Source organism: Serratia sp. UGAL515B_01 (genome assembly GCF_033095805.1).
Classification (GTDB): Bacteria; Pseudomonadota; Gammaproteobacteria; order Enterobacterales; family Enterobacteriaceae; genus Chania.
In genome coordinates this window covers 2260395-2278567 of sequence record NZ_CP109901.1, presented here as the reverse complement: position 1 = coordinate 2278567, position 18173 = coordinate 2260395, and the positions used below count along the sequence as shown (strand labels likewise).

Sequence of the window (18173 nt, the reverse complement as noted above, 5' to 3'; positions counted from 1 at the left end):
TTTATCTGTAACGGTACTACGGACCATGAAGGATTCAGTTAAATAATAAAACCTTACTTTTTATGTGATTTATGTCACATCAAGTTACCTCACCAATAAAGTATAAAACATCATTCCTTTAAAAATGAAATATTGGTTCATTTTAATATAGAGAAGAATCGATGACAATAAACAGTAGTAAACCTTTGGAAAAAGGACGTACGGTTACCCTGGGACACCAGTTAGCTTATGGTGGAGGCAATCTGCTTGGGAGTGGCGCTCTGGCAATCAGTGGCGCCTGGCTATTGTACTTTTACACCACGTTCTGTGGACTGACGTTGCTAGAAGCGTCATTCATCTTCTCCGTAGCAAGTGTCATCGATGCAATCAGTAACCCCATCATGGGATATCTTACCGATAACTTTGGTAATACCTGGCTTGGCAAGCGTTTTGGCCGGCGGCGTTTCTTTGTGCTGATTGGTGCACCACTGATGGTGTTTTACCCGTTACTTTGGGTTGAGGGTTTTGGTTTTTGGTATTATCTGACCACATACGTCATTTTTGAACTCATTTATACCTCGGTTATGGTGCCTTATGAAACGCTGGCAACCGAGATGACCGATGACTTTGCTACACGCTCCAAACTGACCGGTTACAAAGCGATTTTTGGCAAAATGGCTAATTTCCTGGCAGCATTTATTCCTGGGCAATTCATCCTGATTTACGGTAAAGAGTCGGCTCAGCCGTTCCTCTATACGGGTATAACTTATGGTGTGATCCTGTTTATTGCCATCGCGACCCTTTACCTGTTCTCTTGGGAACGTAAAGATGACGTAGCGGCAGCGGTCAAGCCAAAACAATCTTTGATGAAAACACTGGTTTCTCTAGCACGCGATATGCAGTCAACTTTCTATCTGCGCGTGTTCCGTAAGCATCTGGGAATGTATTTGTTCGGATTTGGTGCCGAATGGCTGTTTGCTTCGGTGTTTACCTATTTCGTGATCTTTGTTCTGCAGTATGACCCTGCCATTCTCGCTGGATTGAACAGCCTTAACGCCATATTGCAGTTGGTCTCTACAGCCATTTTCATTGGTCTTTGTGTCAAGAAAGGCTTTAGTAAACCTTACTGCTGGGCACTGGGGATCGTGATGTTCGCCGTCTGCTGTTACTCGCTGCTGCATTTCTTCAATTTGCCTGCGCACTATGCCACTGCTGCCATCATTGGCATCACAGTGATATTCGGCTTGGGTACTGGCGGGGTCTACTATATTCCCTGGACCGTTTATACCTTCCTCGCTGATGTCGATGAAGTCTTTACTGGTCGCCGCCGTGAAGGGATCTATGCTGGGGCGATGACATTCTCAGGGAAAATTGTTCGCTCAATTATTGTTTTCACGATGGGTGCGATCCTCAGCTATTACGGTTTCCAGTCTAAATCCCATACCCAGCCAGAAACCGCGATTACTGCCATTTCCTGGGTGTTCTTTGCCGGTGTGATTTTATTGGCATTGGTGGCAATTGTTTTCAGCAACCAAATGACGCTTAACCGTCAAACTCACCGCGTGGTGTTATATGAAGTTGCCCGTATTAAGGCGGGCGGCAAGATCGCCGATATTCAACCAGAAGTTCGTCTGGTGATAGAGAAACTGGTGGGTATGCCTTATGAACAGTGCTGGGGCAATAGCAAGATCTGCAAAAAAATGAATATTGAACCCGTAACGCCAACCACCGTTTATACGCCGGCCTCACAGGCTTAAACCCCAAAAATAAGTGTTCGGATCGTCTTGCCTCAGGGTGAGGCGATCTATTGGCGTCAATGTAATCACGTACTTCAAGTTGCCTGTGTGTGAGCGACGCTGTCTGTTGCTTACAAGCAATTGGAATTATTTAGAGTAAAAAGGAAAGGGAAATGAAGATTATTCCTCTGTCATTTTTTGTTGCATTGGCTGGCATCAGTCATAGCAGCATCGCTGAGTCATTGCCAACTGCCAATGAGTTAGTCTGGCAGGCTGTCACTTTTGGTCAGTCTACAGATGTCAATTTCGCGACCAACGTGCTACCAGACAAAGTTGGTACTAACAAGGTGACGTTGACTAATGGTGAAATACTGCAAGCAGGGCCGCTAAAAACGCCTTTTCATCTGGAAAGTCGAGGCGGCAAAATTGCTAACAGCCACGATGGGCTGACTTTCTATTACACACGTATTCCTGCTAATGCCAATGCATTACTGGAAGCAGAGATTACCGTTGACCAATTCGGTCCTGAAAACGAGGCGCTCCCTGCGGGACAGGAAGGTGCTGGGTTGCTTATTCGCGATATTGTTGGTAAACCGCGACTGGAGAAGATACAGCCGGGTTACGAAGAATTCCCTGCAGCTGCCAATATGGTGATGAATGCCATTATGACGCAGGATAAGAAAGACCATTATCGGGTCAAAATGACCATGATCTCCCGTAATGGCGTGCTTAACTCTTGGGGCAATGATGGCGTGGAGATTAAGCGTGATGGTTATCAACCGGAAGTTGACCTTCGTAAAACCCCGAGCTTCCGGCTCCGTTTGGCTCGCACGGATCAGGGGTTTATGGCTGCCTATGCGCCGCAAGGCAGTGATAACTGGGTGACTCAGACGACCGGTGACCCACACCGCGTCACTAAACTCGATCCTGACGGCTACTACATTGGCTTTTTTGCTTCGCGAAATGCGCGTATCACGGTGAATCAAGCCCGTTTGACACTGAGTAATGGCAAGTTACCGGCAGCAGAGAAGTTCGTAGCCAAAGCGCAACCCTTACAGATAGAGATTGCCTCGGCCACGCTTTCTGCTTCGGATGACTATATTTTTCAGCTGCGCAGCAGTGAAAAGGGCACATTGACGCTGATCAAAGACGGTGTTGTGGTTGCGGCAGAACGAGCAGTGCGAGTGGGAGAAATGTTAGCATGGAAAGTGCCACTGAAGCAGGTGGATACAAGGTTGGAATACCGTTTTACGGCGCATAATGGTAAGACCCTGAGTGATAGCTTGGTCGTACATAAAACGCGCTACGCCGATAGCAACAATCTTTATGCCTCTCCCCAGGGTAAAGCCGATAATGATGGCAGCAGGCAGCATCCGTTAGATTTAGTGACCGCAGCTCAAGCATTGGCACCGGGTGGTGTGTTGTGGTTAGAGGAGGGTGATTACCCGTTCAGCGTATTACCTGCCTCTGCAAGCGGTACATCCACGCATCCTAAAAAGCTTAAGCCAATGGGTAAGAACGTGGTTTTGCGTGGGCTGACTCTTGAAGCCAGTTATTGGGATATTCAGGACATTACGGTAACAGAGAAAAGCTTTCGCATTGAGGGGAGCCACAACCGGATCGAGCGGGTTGTTGCACATCATGCAGACGATACCGGGATTACCATTTCCTCAACGGCCAAAACCGCAAGACCACTTTGGGCAAGCCATAACCTGGTCGCCCACTCTGAGTCCTATAGCAATAAGGATCCTGGCATGATCAATGCCGACGGCTTTGCGGTTAAAATGCGCGTGGGTGATGGAAACCGGCTTATTGGTTGTTTCTCACATGACAACGCAGATGATGGTTTTGATCTGTTCAACAAGATTGAAGATGGTCCTAATGGGCAGGTTGTCATTGAGAACAGCGTTGCACTTCGTAATGCGAATAACGGTTTTAAACTGGGGGGCGAAGGTTTGCCGGTAGCTCACCAGGTTTCTGACAGCCTAGCCATGGAAAACGGCATGGATGGTTTTACCGACAACTTTAACCCCGGAGCCCTGAAGCTGACTAACAATAAAGCTTTGGATAATTTGCGGTTTAACTATATTTTCCGCCCAGGGCCATACACCACCGAGGATAAGCAAGGGATATTCAGCGGGAATATTTCGTTGCGAACAAAACCGGGAGAGTATGCAGATGCCGTAGTGGGGCAGATTGCTGAGGATAACGCCTTTATTTTCACCGCTAAAAAATAATGACAGGCCGGTTTTTAAAAAACCGGCCTGTTTCATAATCCTGTGCCTAATAGCATCAGATGTCAGGTCTAGACAAATAAAAATATCTTTCAATTAAATCAAAACATAGTTTCAATTTAATTGATCACTTCAAAGATAAGCGCTAGACTTGCCCATATCATGATGACAGGGGGGAGGTAATACTGCCCCTATACGGCAGCAGGCTGCGGATATTGACGGGATTGCAACGCATCCCCACTTTTGGCAAGGGCCGGTGATGCCCTGAGTACTAAGGACAAAAGCATGATTCTCGAAAATTTTTCATTGAAGGGTAAAGTTGCGATTGTAACCGGCTGTGATACCGGTTTGGGACAGGGAATGGCTGTTGGTTTGGCGCAGGCGGGTTGTGATATCGTCGGCATCAACGTGGTTGAACCGGATGAGACTATCGCTAAAGTCGCTGAGTTGGGGCGCCGTTTCCTGAGCTTGAAAGCAGATTTGAGCAAACTTGATGTGTTACCTGGGTTGCTGGATCGCGCGGTGTCTGAGTTTGGCCATATCGATATACTGGTTAATAACGCAGGTATTATTCGTCGTCAGGATGCATTGGAATTCAGTGAGAAAGATTGGGACGATGTGATGAATCTGAACATTAAGACGGTGTTCTTTATGTCTCAGGCTGTTGCCCGCCAATTTATCGCTCAAGGTACTGGCGGTAAGATTATCAACATCGCTTCCATGTTGTCTTATCAAGGGGGTATTCGTGTACCTTCTTATACCGCATCAAAAAGTGCAGTCATGGGTGTCACGCGTCTGTTGGCTAACGAATGGGCCAGCCACGGGATTAACGTCAATGCTCTGGCTCCTGGCTATATGGCAACTAACAATACGCGTCAGTTACGTGACGATCAGGCTCGCAGTGAGGAAATTCTTGGTCGCATTCCTGCTGCCCGTTGGGGCCAGCCAGAAGATTTGATGGGGCCTGCCGTATTCCTGGCTTCATCTGCCTCGGATTATATTAATGGCTTCACCATCGCTGTGGATGGCGGTTGGCTGGCGCGCTGAGTCTGAAGAATAATCGATGGGTTCTATTTGCAGAGAGGAAGAGATGAATATTGCACTGATGATGGAAAACAGCCAAGCCGGTAAAAATGCGGTGGTTCTCGAACAACTGCAGGCCGTTGCAGCGGGTAATAACGACGCAGTGTATAACGTCGGTATGAACAATGAGCAGGATCACCATCTGACCTATATCCATTTGGGTATTATGGCCAGCATTCTGTTGAATGCAGAGGCGGTTGATTTTGTTGTCACTGGCTGCGGTACTGGGCAAGGCGCGTTGATGTCTTTAAATATCCACCCAGGCGTGGTTTGTGGGTACTGTATCGATCCTGCTGATGCTTTCCTTTTCGCTCAGATCAACAACGGTAATGCGCTTTCTTTGCCGTTTGCCAAAGGCTTTGGCTGGGGTGCAGAGTTAAACGTCCGCTACATCTTTGAGAAAGCCTTTACCGGGCGTAAAGGTGAAGGTTACCCAGCTGAGCGTAAAGAACCTCAGGTGCGCAATGCGGGTATCCTCAATCAGGTAAAAAGCGCGGTTATCAAAGATAATTATCTTGATACACTGCGGGCGATTGATCCAGAGCTGTTGAAAACGGCAGTCAGCGGTCCTCGTTTCCAGGAATGCCTGTTTTCACAGGGTAAGAAGCCTGAAATTGTTTCCTTCGTAAGAGAGATCCTCAGCCGCTAACATTGCCACTGATTCAGATGACCGATCATCGGTCATCTGTTTTACCCATTAACTTGCCGTAAACCCCTGCTACAATAAAATGCTTTCATACTCTGTGTTAAAGGAAAGATTATGAAGCTGATGTTTGCCTCAGATCTGCATGGTTCTCTCTCCGCTACTGATAAAGTCCTCGAATTGTTTGAACAACGCCAGGTTGACTGGTTAATTCTCTTGGGTGATTTGCTCAATCATGGGCCGCGTAATGCGTTGCCGGATAATTATCAACCGGCGCAGGTTGCCGAAAATTTGAACCGATATCACGACAAGATCATTGCTGTTCGCGGCAATTGTGATAGTGAAGTCGATCAGATGTTGCTCTCATTCCCTATCACTGCCTCTTTTCAACAGGTTTTGCTGCCCAAAAGGCGATTGTTTTTAACCCATGGGCACCTTTATCATCCCAATAATTTACCTCCTTTAGCCTGTGGTGATGTATTGGTTTACGGCCATACGCATTTACCTCAGGCGGAAGTACAAGGAGATATTTATTGTTTTAATCCAGGCTCGGTCAGCATTCCCAAAGGAAGCTTTCCTGCTAGTTATGGCATACTGGAAAACGGCACTTTAAGCGTGATCGGTTTGCACTGTGGCAAGGCAGTTGCAGAGGTGGCATTGACGCACTAATTTGTATCAGCAGGGGCTGTACAAAGGTAAAAATATACAAGAAGAATCATTGAAGCACACTCATTGATCAACCCGTGCGCGGTTTCCAACGCGCCCAAAATAGAAGGTTATAGAGGATGGCGGAACAGGTTCAAGCAGAAGATACCGAGTGGGTTGATATCGTCAACGAGCAAAATGAAGTGATTGCTCAATCCAGTCGGCAACAGATGCGTGCTCAAAGACTGCGTCACCGTGCTACCTACATTGTAGTACACAATGGGATGGGGAAAATTCTGGTGCAACGTCGTACTGGCACCAAGGATTATTACCCAGGCTATCTGGATGCCACCGCTGGTGGGGTGGTGCAAAGTGGGGAAAGCGTGTTGGATTCTGCCCGTCGTGAAGCGGAAGAGGAACTGGGTATTGCCGGTGTACCTTTTGCAGAACATGGTCTGTTTTATTTTGAAGAAAAGCAATGCCGTATTTGGGGGGCTCTGTTTAGCTGTGTATCCCACGGGCCGTTTGCGTTGCAAGAGGAGGAAGTATCTGAGGTGTGTTGGATGAAGCCAGAAGAAATCACCGCTCGTTGTGACGAATTTACGCCTGATTCCTTGAAGGCGTTGTCACTATGGTTGACGCGCAATAATGGTCAAGATTATGGCAAGCCTCTGCCACCGGATAGAAATACCGAATCTGAAACAGAACAGCTATGACAGTAGCACCGCCTTTCTGCCCCAGATTGGGGCCCTGAATTTCACGGCAATGTTGCTAGTGTGCATCCTTACGTTGCAACCTGTATGTACTGCTTTGCCATTTAAGCTGCCACTTATCTTACGTGGCCTTCAGATTGGCGCGTTATATACTGGTCATACTTTAAATTGCTTGGGTGTTGACTGCCTTCGTTCACCTCAGTCACTTACCTGAGTAAGCTGTTGGGGCTTCACTTTTGGTGGCACAGCCGAATACGATTGACTAACCAATCTGGTTCACATTCCTATCCTGAATGGCATAATCAGCATTAATAATTTAATTATTATATATCAATGCGTTGCATTGTTTTTTTTGGTTTTATCATCAAGAAAACAAAAAAATCAAAACAACGTTTCTACTTTCATCACACTTTTGCCATCCATTGAATGACGCTAGAAGAATTTCAGATATAATAATTTGAAATGTTGTTTCATTTTATTGATTGGTGCTAGCTCGGTTTATCGTGGAGGTCGCAAGAATGGAATTCGCCCATTGTTTCAAGATGTTCGGCGGCTTGGTAGCTGCTTTGTTGTCGGGGAATAGCCAGTGTTTGAGCCAAGCATCAGGGCATGGGCAAGCGCGCTCTTTATCTGTGTGCCGATTTCCACTTTGCAGATTGGCATTCTTGGAGATATTTGCCGATTTTGTTCCGAGCCGACGCTACGGCGGTAGGTTACTTAACGGAGATTAAAAGTCCGGATTTCATCTCTATCTTTAATATTATAAAAATTTAACCTTACTTACTTTTATTGCTATTAATATGGGTAATAACCATGAATGAAAACAGAATGCTGGGGTTAGCCTATATATCACCTTATATTATAGGGTTGATAATATTTACTGCATTTCCCTTCGTGTCATCATTTTTACTCAGTTTTACGGAATATGACTTGATGAATCCCCCTATATTTAATGGGGTGGAAAACTATCGTTTTATGTTTATGGAAGACCACCTTTTCTGGAAATCGATGGGTGTCACCTTTGCCTACGTATTTCTTACCATTCCATTAAAATTGGCGTTTGCACTGGGTATTGCTTTTGTTCTTAATTTTAAATTGCGGGGGATCGGTTTCTTCCGAACTGCATATTATATCCCTTCCATTCTTGGCAGTAGCGTAGCCATCGCTGTTTTGTGGCGAGCACTATTTGCGATTGACGGTCTGCTAAACAGCTTTATTGGTGTCTTTGGTTTGGAGCCGGTTAACTGGTTGGGTGAACCTTCTCTGGCATTGATGTCGGTAACTTTGCTGCGGGTATGGCAATTTGGGTCTGCCATGGTTATTTTCCTGGCTGCGCTACAAAATGTTCCTCAATCACAATATGAAGCGGCAATGATAGACGGCGCCTCTAAATGGCAAATGTTTATGAAGGTGACTGTGCCGCTGATTACGCCGGTAATTTTCTTTAACTTTATTATGCAGACCACACAGGCGTTTCAGGAATTCACTGCTCCGTATGTTATTACTGGCGGTGGACCGACACATTACACCTATCTTTTCTCACTTTATATTTACGATACTGCCTTTAAATATTTTGACATGGGATATGGCGCAGCGTTGGCGTGGATCTTATTCCTGGTTGTGGCCCTGTTTGCTTCAATCGCCTTTAAATCATCGAAATATTGGGTCTTCTACTCTGCGGATAAGGGGGGGGAAAATGGCTGATATGCAACAGAACCAATTAACTATGCTCAGCGCTCAGGAGATTGCTGAGCAAGAAGTACAGCGAACATTACGCAAGGAAAAAGTGAGTGCGGCTATTCGCTATATTATACTGCTGCTGGTTGGCTTGCTGATGTTATATCCACTGGTCTGGATGTTCTCGGCATCGTTTAAACCTAACCATGAGATCTTCACAACGCTGGGCCTATGGCCTGCGAATCCTACGTCGGATGGCTTTGTCAATGGTTGGAAAACGGGTACAGAATATAACTTTGGACACTACATGCTTAATACATTTAAGTTTGTTATTCCTAAAGTTTTACTGACCATTATTTCTTCAACCATTGTTGCTTATGGCTTTGCTCGCTTCGAGATCCCTTGGAAAAAGTTCTGGTTCGCTACATTGATAACCACTATGTTGCTGCCAAGTACGGTGTTACTGATCCCTCAATATATCATGTTCCGTGAAATGGGCATGTTGGATAGCTATCTGCCTCTGTATTTGCCGTTGGCATTTGCAACGCAAGGATTCTTCGTCTTTATGCTGATCCAGTTCCTAAGGGGTGTACCACGTGATATGGAAGAGGCGGCACAAATTGACGGTTGCAACTCTTTCCAAGTGCTGTGGTATGTCGTGGTACCTATTCTTAAGCCTGCGATTATTTCTGTTGCCCTGTTCCAGTTTATGTGGTCGATGAATGACTTTATTGGCCCGCTGATTTATGTCTACAGCGTCGATAAATACCCGATTGCGCTAGCGTTGAAAATGTCTATAGACGTTACAGAAGGTGCTCCGTGGAATGAAATTCTGGCTATGGCAAGTATTTCCATTCTGCCTTCTGTCATCGTGTTTTTCCTAGCCCAACGTTATTTTGTGCAAGGCGTTACCAGCAGCGGAATTAAAGGTTAATTGAGGATTTTATCATGGCTGAAGTCGTATTTAATAATCTGCAGAAAGTGTATACCAATGGTTTTCAGGCCGTTCATGGGATCAATCTGACCATTGCTGACGGTGAATTTATGGTGATTGTTGGGCCTTCCGGTTGCGCCAAGTCGACTACGCTGCGGATGTTGGCTGGGCTTGAAACTATCAGCGGTGGCGAAGTGCGTATTGGCGATCGAGTGGTTAACAATTTGGCCCCTAAATCCAGGGGGATTGCCATGGTATTTCAGAACTATGCACTGTATCCGCATATGACAGTGAAAGAGAATCTGGCTTTTGGACTTAAGTTGAGCAGATTGTCTAAAGAAAAAATTGAAGAACAGGTGAACGAAGCAGCAAAAATTCTTGAACTGGAAGAGTTGCTGGATCGTTTACCGCGTCAACTCTCTGGTGGACAGGCACAGCGTGTTGCAGTTGGGCGCGCTATTGTAAAGAAACCTGACGTATTTCTGTTTGATGAGCCATTGTCAAACTTGGATGCCAAGTTACGTGCTTCAATGCGAATTCGTATTTCCGATCTTCACAAACAACTTAAGAAAAGTGGCAAACCGGCGACCACGGTTTATGTTACGCATGATCAGACAGAAGCGATGACGATGGGCGACCGTATCTGTGTGATGAAACTCGGTCATATCATGCAGGTTGACACACCTGATAATCTCTATCATTACCCTAAAAATATGTTCGTCGCTGGGTTTATTGGTGCACCAGAGATGAATATCAAACCTAGCAAACTGGTTGAGCACGACGGCAAGATTGGCTTAACGGTGGGTAATTACACCTTAACATTGAACCAACATCAGCAAAACAAAGTGGCAAGCTTTATTGATGAAGAGGTATTTTTCGGCGTTCGTCCAGAGTTTATCAGTATTTCAGAGTCGCCTTTTGAGGGTAACCACTCCCAAGGGGAATTAGTTCGGGTAGAAAACATGGGGCATGAGTTCTTTGTTTATCTAAAGGTTAACGATTTTGAGCTCACTTGTCGTATTCCGTCAGATGAAGCCAAACCTATCCTAAAAAATGGGTTGCATCGCCCTGTTTATTTTAAGTTTGACATGAACAAATGCCATATATTTGATGCAAAAACAGAAAAAAACATCTCTCTTTGACAGGAGTTTTTTCGATAATGAAAAAAACAGTATTACGCCCTTTAGTTGCTTTGTCTTTGCTCGTTTTGACACAGACATCATTTGCTGAGGAACAGGTTGATCTGCGTATGTCCTGGTGGGGCGGTAATGGCCGTCATCAGGTAACATTAAAAGCAATTGAGGAATTCCAAAAGCAATATCCGAATATCAAAGTTAAATCAGAATATACCGGTTGGGATGGTCATCTTTCACGTCTGACCACACAGATTGCTGGTGGCACTGAACCTGATGTGATGCAAACCAACTGGAACTGGTTACCTATTTTTTCAAAAAATGGTGACGGATTCTATGATTTGAATAAGGCCAGTCAATACCTGGACCTGTCCCAATTTGATCCGAAGGAACTACAAACCACGACAGTGAATAGCAAGCTGAATGGTATCCCTATTTCAGTGACCGCACGCGTTTTTTATTTTAACGATGTTACCTGGAAAAATGCTGGCGTTGAATATCCTAAAAACTGGGATGAGCTGCTAGCTGCAGGTAAAACGTTTAAAGAAAAACTGGGAGAAAAATACTACCCAGTCGTATTGGAACATCAAGATACGTTCGCTTTGATACGTTCTTATATGATCCAAAAATATAACGTTGATATTATCGATGAAAAGCAGAAAAAATTTGGTTATACCGAAGCGCAATGGTTAGATTTCTTCCAAATGTATCAAAAATTGGTAGAAAGCCATGTCATGCCTTCCTCTAAATATTACGCTTCCTTCGGTAAGAGTAATATGTATGAAATGAAGCCGTGGATTGCGGGTGAGTGGGCAGGAACTTACATGTGGAACTCTACCATTAACAAGTATGCAGATAACCTGAAACCCCCGGCCAAGCTTGAATTGGGCCAATATCCGATGTTGGAAGGTGCTACGGATTCTGGATTATTCTTCAAACCGGCACAGATGTTCTCGATCGGCAAAAGCAGTAAACACCCGCAGGAAGCCGCTATGCTCATCAATTTCCTACTCAATGGCAAAGAAGGGGTTGAAGCTCTCAAGCTGGAGCGCGGTGTGCCACTGAGTAAAGGTGCAGTGAGTCAATTGCGTGCAAGCAGTGTGATCCAAGATCACGATCCGGCGGTTTCAGGTTTAAACCTAGCATTATCCTTACCGCACAGCATTAATGCTTCACCTTACTTTGATGATCCTCAGATTGTCGTGTTGTTCCTAGATGCTATTCAATCCATCGATTATGGCAAGAAAACGGTGCAAGAGGTGGCATCTGATTTCCAACGTCAAGGCGATCGTATTTTGAAACGTGCAATGAGGTAATTAACCATTATGCCTAGGTTGATTCAGGTTACAGATAGACAATAACCGAGTGGCAAGTCGGTCAAGAACCTGCTTTGTTAAAAAGCAGGTAGCCTAAGGATGGGCCAAACAAGCAGCCAACACCGCTGCAGTTTGCAGGGGCTGTGTATAAAATATCAATGTATTAAGTGGGAATAATCAGTTAAAACGACGCTAATAAAAAGTTTTTATTTTTTAATGACAGGGGATGCCTTCAAAAATATCATTTTAACAAAAAATAGTTCTTATAGATAAATCTGTTTTATATATCCTGGCAATAAATGGTGATTTATTTTGTCTTTACCCTTCATATTTTTAGTTGCATTTTTTTGGTTTAGTTACTCAGCCCTTGCCAGGGCTTTTGTATCACTGTCTTCATGCAGCTCGAATTATTTAGAGTGTAACAAGTCTTTATATAAATATTGAATTGAGAATTACAGTTAAATGACAAGGATAGAAAGAATGAAATTTAAATCATTAATATTGGTGATGTCGTCTGTTGTCAACTTTAGCGCAATGGCAATGTCGGTTGATTTGCGACATGAGTGGATGGACACGAGTAAAGGTGACCATAAAAATCGCATGTTAATTTCTCACCGCTTTGATAACGGCTTTGGTTTCTCTCTAGAAGCAAAATGGAAGCAAGACTCTACAGATTCTACGCCTGATAAACCGTTTCATGAACAAGTGAGTGGTGGTACTGAGGCGGTTGTCAGCTATCAGTATAAAGTAAACGATGTTTTCAATTTACAACCAGGCTTTTCTATTGAATCAACCAGTAATAATAATGGCTATCGTCCTTTTTTACGTACGCAGTATAATTTAACTAAAGATGTTTATGTTGCGGCCAGATATCGCTATGAATATAAGCGAACTACGTCAAAAGGTTCAGAGGGTGATGAGAAAACTAATCGTGGTGACTTTTGGTTAGGATATAAATTCTTTAAAGACTGGCAGGTAGAGTATAACTATGTTTATAAGAACAGTAATAAAGTTATCTTTGATGATGGGAAAACAGATTACGAGCATAACGTTAAGCTGGCTTATAAATGGGATAAAAATTGGAAGCCTTATATTGAGGTAGGAAACGTGAAACAAGATAGTAAAAATGATAACCGCCAGACGCGTTTCCGTGTCGGGGTAAATTATAGCTGGTAGTGACTGTTAAGCTTATTGCGCTGACAGTGAAGTATATTGTCATATACTCGTCATACTTCAAGTTGCTTGGGTGTTGACTGCCTTCGTTCACCCCAGTCACTTACCTGAGTAAGCTCCTGGGGCTTCGCTCAGTTGCCGCCTACAAGCAACTCGAATTATTTTGGGTATATCAGGCGTTTTCCGCTTGGGCTGCTTGGATTGCTGTTAGTGCAACGGTGTAGACTATATCGTCAACCAAGGCCCCACGAGACAGGTCGTTCACCGGCTTGCGCATGCCTTGCAGCATTGGACCGATGGAGACCAGGTCGGCAGAGCGCTGGACCGCTTTATAAGTCGTGTTACCGGTATTCAGGTCTGGGAAGATAAATACTGTCGCTTTACCTGCCACCGGAGAATTAGGCGCTTTCGACTTGGCGACGTCAGCCATGATGGCGGCATCATATTGCAGTGGGCCATCGATGATCAGGTCTGGGCGTTTTTCTTGCGCCAGGCGCGTGGCTTCACGCACTTTTTCAACGTCACTACCCGCTCCAGAATTCCCGGTAGAGTAGGAGATCATTGCTACACGTGGTTCGATACCAAATGCAGCGGCAGAGTCGGCAGATTGAATAGCGATTTCAGACAGTTGCTCGGCCGTAGGGTCTGGGTTGATCGCGCAGTCACCATAGACCAAAACCTGGTCCGGTAACAGCATGAAGAACACAGAGGATACCAATGAGCTGCCCGGTGCGGTTTTTATCAGTTGTAACGGTGGACGAATGGTATTAGCTGTCGTATGAACGGCACCAGAAACCAAGCCGTCAACCTCACCTTTCTCTAGCATCAGAGTGCCTAGAACCACATTGTCTTCCAACTGCTCACGAGCGACGACTTCGGTCATGCCTTTGCTTTTACGCAGTTCGACAAGGCGTGGGACATAGTGTTCTCTCACGGCGACAGGATCAACAATCTCGATGCCTTTGCCCAGTTCAATACCTTGTGCAGCGGCAACGCGTCTGATTTCATCCGGATTACCCAGTAGCACACACTCGGCAATGCCGCGCTCTGCACAAATCGTGGCTGCTTTGACAGTGCGCGGTTCGTCACCTTCTGGCAGTACAATACGTTTGCCTGCCTTGCGTGCCAGTTCTGTCAATTCGTAACGGAAAGCAGGTGGAGACAGGCGGCGTGAACGCTCTGAAGTGGCAGTCAGAGAGTCGATCCATTCTGTGTTGATATGGCTTGCTACGTAGTTCTGTACTTTTTCGACACGCTGGCTATCGTCTGAAGGCACCTCAAGATTGAAGCTCTGTAGGCTAAGTGAAGTCTGCCAGGTATTGGTGTCGACCATGAAGACCGGCAGACCGGTTCCAAATGCACGTTCACACAGTTTCTTGATAGGTGCATCGATCTCATAGCCGCCTGTTAATAGAATGGCACCGATCTCTACGCCGTTCATCGCCGCTAAGCAGGCAGACACCAGCACGTCTGGGCGGTCTGCGGAGGTGACCAACAGAGAGCCGGGACGAAAATGCTCTAACATATGCGGGATGCTGCGTGCACAGAAGGTCACAGATTTTACACGGCGAGTCATGATGTCGCCTTCGTTGATCACTCGAGCTTTCAGGTGGCGCGCCATGTCAATAGCGCGAGTAGCGATCAGGTCAAAGCTCCACGGTACACAACCCAATACCGGCAATGGGCTGTTGGTGAACAACTGAGCGGGATCGATGTTGGAAACGTTGGCTTTGGTGGAATCGTCAAAAATCTCTGATAGATCCGGTCGAGTACGCCCTTGTTCATCCACCGGCGCGTTCAGTTTGTTGATAATCACGCCAGTAATATTTTTGTTCTTGCTGCCACCAAAACTGGAGCGGGCAAGTTCGATGCGCTCTTTCAACTGTGCGGGTGAATCGTTGCCTAGAGAGATGACAAAAACGATTTCTGCATTCAGTGTTTTAGCGATCTCATAGTTCAGCGCTGATGCAAACTGGTGTTTGCGCGTTGGCACCAAGCCTTCGATCAGGACAACTTCCGCATCTTTGGTATTCTCGTGGTAACGTGCCACGATCTCTTCCATCAGCACATCCTGCTGGTTGGAGCTTAGCAGACTTTCAACATAGCTCATACGCAGTGGTTCTGCTGCGGGAATGGTGGAGTTGCTACGGATGATTGCTGTAGTCTGGTCCAGAGAGTCTCCGCCGGTACGTGGCTGGGCAATCGGTTTGAATACGCTCAGGCGAACGCCTTTCTGCTCCATGGAGCGGATGACGCCCAGGCTGACGCTGGTCAGGCCAACGCTGGTACCTGTTGGGATCAACATAATTGTACGTGACACAGAATAGTCCTCTTCACGATTGATATGAGGTCATATACCTTCGTCTTTCAAGATGCAGCGGAGTTGAGCTACCTCCGTAGGCAGATTTCAAAAGCTGTACAAATCGATTGTTGACCGATTTGCCACTCAATTGCTGCCTATCTGCAATTTGATGTCGCTTGGGTATAGCCAAAAAATAATTGAAGTTATTACAAGGTGGTAAATGCACACGCGGCTTCAAGTATGAAGGCTAAAACAGTACCGCCAGCCTGCGCTGGCGGCATGTAACGTTTTTAAGCTGTCAGACGGCAAGCATCTTGTGCAATCACCAACTCTTCGTTGGTTGGGATCACCAGCGCCGGACGGCTGCCGTCTTTGCTGATGTTGCCTGATTTACCAAATCGGGCTGCCAAGTTACGTGCATGGTCGACTTCAAAACCGAGTAGGCCAAGTTTGTTCAGCGTCAACTCGCGTACCAGTGCTGCATTTTCACCAATGCCACCGGTAAAGATCACTGCATCCAAACGGCCTTCCATCAGGGCGCTATAGGCACCGATGTATTTTGCCAAACGATGGCAGAATACATCCATAGCGCGCTTGGCATCGTCTTTGGTCGCGTAGTTGTCTTCAACATAACGGCAGTCGCTGGTCACTTCGGTTAATCCTTGCAGACCAGATTCTTTGGTTAGCATTTTGTTGATCTGGTCAACGCTCATTCCCAGGGCATCGTGCAGGTGGAAGATGATTGCCGGATCGATATCACCGCTACGAGTACCCATCACCAGACCTTCCAGCGGTGTCAGCCCCATAGAGGTATCCACACTTTTACCGTTGCGAACAGCAGTAACAGATCCCCCGTTACCCAAGTGGCAGGTAATGATGTTAACGTCTTCAACCGGCTTGTTCAGCATCTTCGCTGCTTCTTGTGTGACATAGAAGTGGCTGGTGCCATGTGCGCCGTAGCGACGTACGCCATGGTCGCGATACAGGCTGTACGGCAGAGCGTACAGATAAGACTCTTCGGGCATAGTCTGATGGAATGCGGTGTCGAAGACAGCAACGTTTTTGTCCGCCAAATTCGGAAATGATTTCAATGCTTCAGCAATGCCGATCAGATGAGCTGGATTGTGTAATGGTGCAAAGGGAACAGAATCTTTGATACCTTGCAGCACTTCGTCGTTGATCAAGGCAGAAGCGGTGAACTTCTCGCCGCCGTGAACGATACGGTGGCCGATAGCGGTCAACTGTGCGGAAAGCTCAGGTTTTTGTGCCAGAATAGTATTAACAATGAAGTTCAGCGCTTCGCTGTGCGCTGCGCCAGCACCCAGCGCGGCCTCTTGTTTACCGCCATCTATTTTCCATTTGATGCGGGCTTCAGGAAGGTGGAAACATTCTGCCAAACCAGAGATATGTTCTTCACCGTTGATCGCATCAATGATAGCAAATTTCAGGGAAGAACTGCCGCAGTTAAGAACCAGTACTAGCTTACTCGACATGGAAGTACCTATTTGATAGTTCGTGTTGTTATATGGAAGACCAAAAACACGTGGTGAATAAATCGTCAATTACACAACAAGCGTAGCGCATAATGCCGTTGACATTTATGATTAACATCATGTCAGTTTAAAGAAAGGTCATGATGATGAAAAAACCGATGATTTCTTATGCGGTTTAACTAATTTCATTTTCTCTACCCGTTTTGAGATCGTAGCTGAGAAGTCAAAACGGGTAGTTAATGGGCTGAAAAAAGTTGACAGATTTTATATTATCTTCTAGCGGCCAAAAGGCCAACTTAGGATACCGACAGCCCATCGTAAACACAAAATAAATTTAAAAAATCAACTTTTTTGTTGGTGTGTTTGCAAGGATATTTTATTTTTCACACGTCGAGTTGAGGTAAGCGATGACGAGCAGACCATCCGGTTCTGTAAGCTGGTTTCAAATCTTCCAGCGCGGGCAACACTACATGAAAACTTGGCCAGCAGATAAACGACTGGCATCGGTTTTCCCTGAAAATCGCGTTGTACGTGCGACCCGTTTTGCCGTTCGCTTTATGCCTCCGTTGGCGGTATTTACCCTTACTTGGCAAATCGCGTTGGGCGGTCAACTTGGCCCAGCGATTGCTACAGCGCTGTTTGCCTGCAGTCTGCCAATGCAGGGGCTGTGGTGGTTGGGGCGTCGTTCGCTCACTCCGCTACCGCCTACGTTGCTGCAATGGTTCCATGAGGTACGTAATAAGCTTGCTGAGGCGGGGCAGGCGATGGCACCGATAGAGGGGACGCCTACCTATCAGGCGCTGGCGGATGTGCTGAAACGTGCGTTCAAGCAATTGGATAAGACCTTCCTGGACGATCTCTGAATCTTTAATGGCTGAGTTTTATACTCGTTTTAACTTTAATTTGTCTGCATGTTGGCTGATTTCAGTAACTCGGCCTATCAATGGGCCTAGCCCGTTCGGGCTACTGAGCTGCTGCATCCAAATTCGATTTATTTCTCAGTGACTGAGCGAGCCCTATGCTTGAGCCTCACTTTATGGATCTGCGCTCGCCCCCTTCATGGTACAAGAAATTATTTAGTGCTTAGTGAACCGTGGTGTGGCTGATCGCGT

14 protein-coding genes are annotated in these 18173 nt (G+C 46.0%); 12 read left to right on the top strand and 2 right to left on the bottom strand.

All coding sequences use genetic code 11. The annotated features are described in order from the left end of the window. The first annotated feature begins 161 nt into the window (after window positions 1-161). The 11 genes from OK023_RS10225 to OK023_RS10175 all read left to right on the top strand — a co-directional run bounded on the left by OK023_RS10225 (window position 162) and on the right by OK023_RS10175 (window position 13269). Window positions 162-1736, top strand: coding sequence for an MFS transporter (locus OK023_RS10225; protein WP_317692634.1), 1575 nt, complete (start codon window positions 162-164; stop codon window positions 1734-1736). Window positions 1737-1888: 152 nt separating this feature from the next. Further along, window positions 1889-3952 carry a right-handed parallel beta-helix repeat-containing protein gene (locus OK023_RS10220; RefSeq protein ID WP_317692633.1) on the top strand — a complete coding sequence of 688 codons (2064 nt, stop codon included), beginning with the start codon at window positions 1889-1891 and terminating at the stop codon, window positions 3950-3952. 282 nt (window positions 3953-4234) lie between these two features. Next, entirely contained in the window at window positions 4235-4996 is a 762-nt protein-coding gene (kduD, locus tag OK023_RS10215) for a 2-dehydro-3-deoxy-D-gluconate 5-dehydrogenase KduD (protein WP_317692632.1), read from the top strand. 43 nt (window positions 4997-5039) lie between these two features. Continuing rightward, a complete protein-coding gene (locus OK023_RS10210) occupies window positions 5040-5681 on the top strand; it encodes an RpiB/LacA/LacB family sugar-phosphate isomerase (protein ID WP_317697632.1) in 642 nt (213 codons plus the stop codon). 111 nt (window positions 5682-5792) lie between these two features. Next, entirely contained in the window at window positions 5793-6344 is a 552-nt protein-coding gene (gene yfcE / locus OK023_RS10205; protein ID WP_317692631.1) for a phosphodiesterase, read from the top strand. 116 nt (window positions 6345-6460) lie between these two features. Continuing rightward, entirely contained in the window at window positions 6461-7036 is a 576-nt protein-coding gene (gene yfcD, locus OK023_RS10200; RefSeq protein ID WP_317692630.1) for an NUDIX hydrolase YfcD, read from the top strand. 810 nt (window positions 7037-7846) lie between these two features. Next, entirely contained in the window at window positions 7847-8737 is an 891-nt protein-coding gene (locus OK023_RS10195) for a sugar ABC transporter permease (protein WP_317692629.1), read from the top strand. Further along, window positions 8730-9644 carry a carbohydrate ABC transporter permease gene (locus OK023_RS10190; RefSeq protein ID WP_317692628.1) on the top strand — a complete coding sequence of 305 codons (915 nt, stop codon included), beginning with the start codon at window positions 8730-8732 and terminating at the stop codon, window positions 9642-9644. The genes OK023_RS10195 and OK023_RS10190 overlap by 8 nt, the downstream gene beginning before the upstream one ends. A gap of 14 nt (window positions 9645-9658) precedes the next feature. Beyond that, window positions 9659-10786, top strand: coding sequence for an ABC transporter ATP-binding protein (locus OK023_RS10185; RefSeq protein WP_317692627.1), 1128 nt, complete (start codon window positions 9659-9661; stop codon window positions 10784-10786). 17 nt (window positions 10787-10803) lie between these two features. Next, a complete protein-coding gene (locus OK023_RS10180; protein WP_317692626.1) occupies window positions 10804-12093 on the top strand; it encodes an ABC transporter substrate-binding protein in 1290 nt (429 codons plus the stop codon). 480 nt (window positions 12094-12573) lie between these two features. After that, a complete protein-coding gene (locus OK023_RS10175; RefSeq protein ID WP_317692625.1) occupies window positions 12574-13269 on the top strand; it encodes an oligogalacturonate-specific porin KdgM family protein in 696 nt (231 codons plus the stop codon). A gap of 169 nt (window positions 13270-13438) precedes the next feature. On the opposite strand, the gene pta is transcribed toward OK023_RS10175, so the two are convergent. After that, complete coding sequence (gene pta, locus OK023_RS10170; RefSeq protein ID WP_317692624.1) at window positions 13439-15586, bottom strand: phosphate acetyltransferase; 2148 nt, start codon at window positions 15584-15586, stop codon at window positions 13439-13441. 272 nt (window positions 15587-15858) lie between these two features. Beyond that, window positions 15859-17061, bottom strand: coding sequence for an acetate kinase (ackA, locus tag OK023_RS10165; protein ID WP_317692623.1), 1203 nt, complete (start codon window positions 17059-17061; stop codon window positions 15859-15861). A 407-nt stretch (window positions 17062-17468) separates the two neighbouring features. Between ackA and yfbV the strand changes: the two genes are divergently transcribed. After that, the gene (yfbV, locus tag OK023_RS10160) at window positions 17469-17924 is read left to right on the top strand and encodes a terminus macrodomain insulation protein YfbV (protein WP_317692622.1); all 456 of its coding nucleotides are present in this window, start codon (window positions 17469-17471) and stop codon (window positions 17922-17924) included. Window positions 17925-18173 lie beyond the last annotated feature (249 nt).

Excerpts from the sequence above, each read along its gene's own strand:
- OK023_RS10225 (WP_317692634.1), top strand. The coding sequence starts at position 162 with ATGACAATAAACAGTAGTAAACCTTTGGAAAAAGGACGTACGGTTACC.
- OK023_RS10220 (WP_317692633.1), top strand. The coding sequence starts at position 1,889 with ATGAAGATTATTCCTCTGTCATTTTTTGTTGCATTGGCTGGCATCAGT.
- kduD (WP_317692632.1), top strand. The coding sequence starts at position 4,235 with ATGATTCTCGAAAATTTTTCATTGAAGGGTAAAGTTGCGATTGTAACC.
- OK023_RS10210 (WP_317697632.1), top strand. The coding sequence starts at position 5,040 with ATGAATATTGCACTGATGATGGAAAACAGCCAAGCCGGTAAAAATGCG.
- yfcE (WP_317692631.1), top strand. The coding sequence starts at position 5,793 with ATGAAGCTGATGTTTGCCTCAGATCTGCATGGTTCTCTCTCCGCTACT.
- yfcD (WP_317692630.1), top strand. The coding sequence starts at position 6,461 with ATGGCGGAACAGGTTCAAGCAGAAGATACCGAGTGGGTTGATATCGTC.
- OK023_RS10195 (WP_317692629.1), top strand. The coding sequence starts at position 7,847 with ATGAATGAAAACAGAATGCTGGGGTTAGCCTATATATCACCTTATATT.
- OK023_RS10190 (WP_317692628.1), top strand. The coding sequence starts at position 8,730 with ATGGCTGATATGCAACAGAACCAATTAACTATGCTCAGCGCTCAGGAG.
- OK023_RS10185 (WP_317692627.1), top strand. The coding sequence starts at position 9,659 with ATGGCTGAAGTCGTATTTAATAATCTGCAGAAAGTGTATACCAATGGT.
- OK023_RS10180 (WP_317692626.1), top strand. The coding sequence starts at position 10,804 with ATGAAAAAAACAGTATTACGCCCTTTAGTTGCTTTGTCTTTGCTCGTT.
- OK023_RS10175 (WP_317692625.1), top strand. The coding sequence starts at position 12,574 with ATGAAATTTAAATCATTAATATTGGTGATGTCGTCTGTTGTCAACTTT.
- ackA (WP_317692623.1), bottom strand. The coding sequence starts at position 17,061 with ATGTCGAGTAAGCTAGTACTGGTTCTTAACTGCGGCAGTTCTTCCCTG.
- yfbV (WP_317692622.1), top strand. The coding sequence starts at position 17,469 with ATGACGAGCAGACCATCCGGTTCTGTAAGCTGGTTTCAAATCTTCCAG.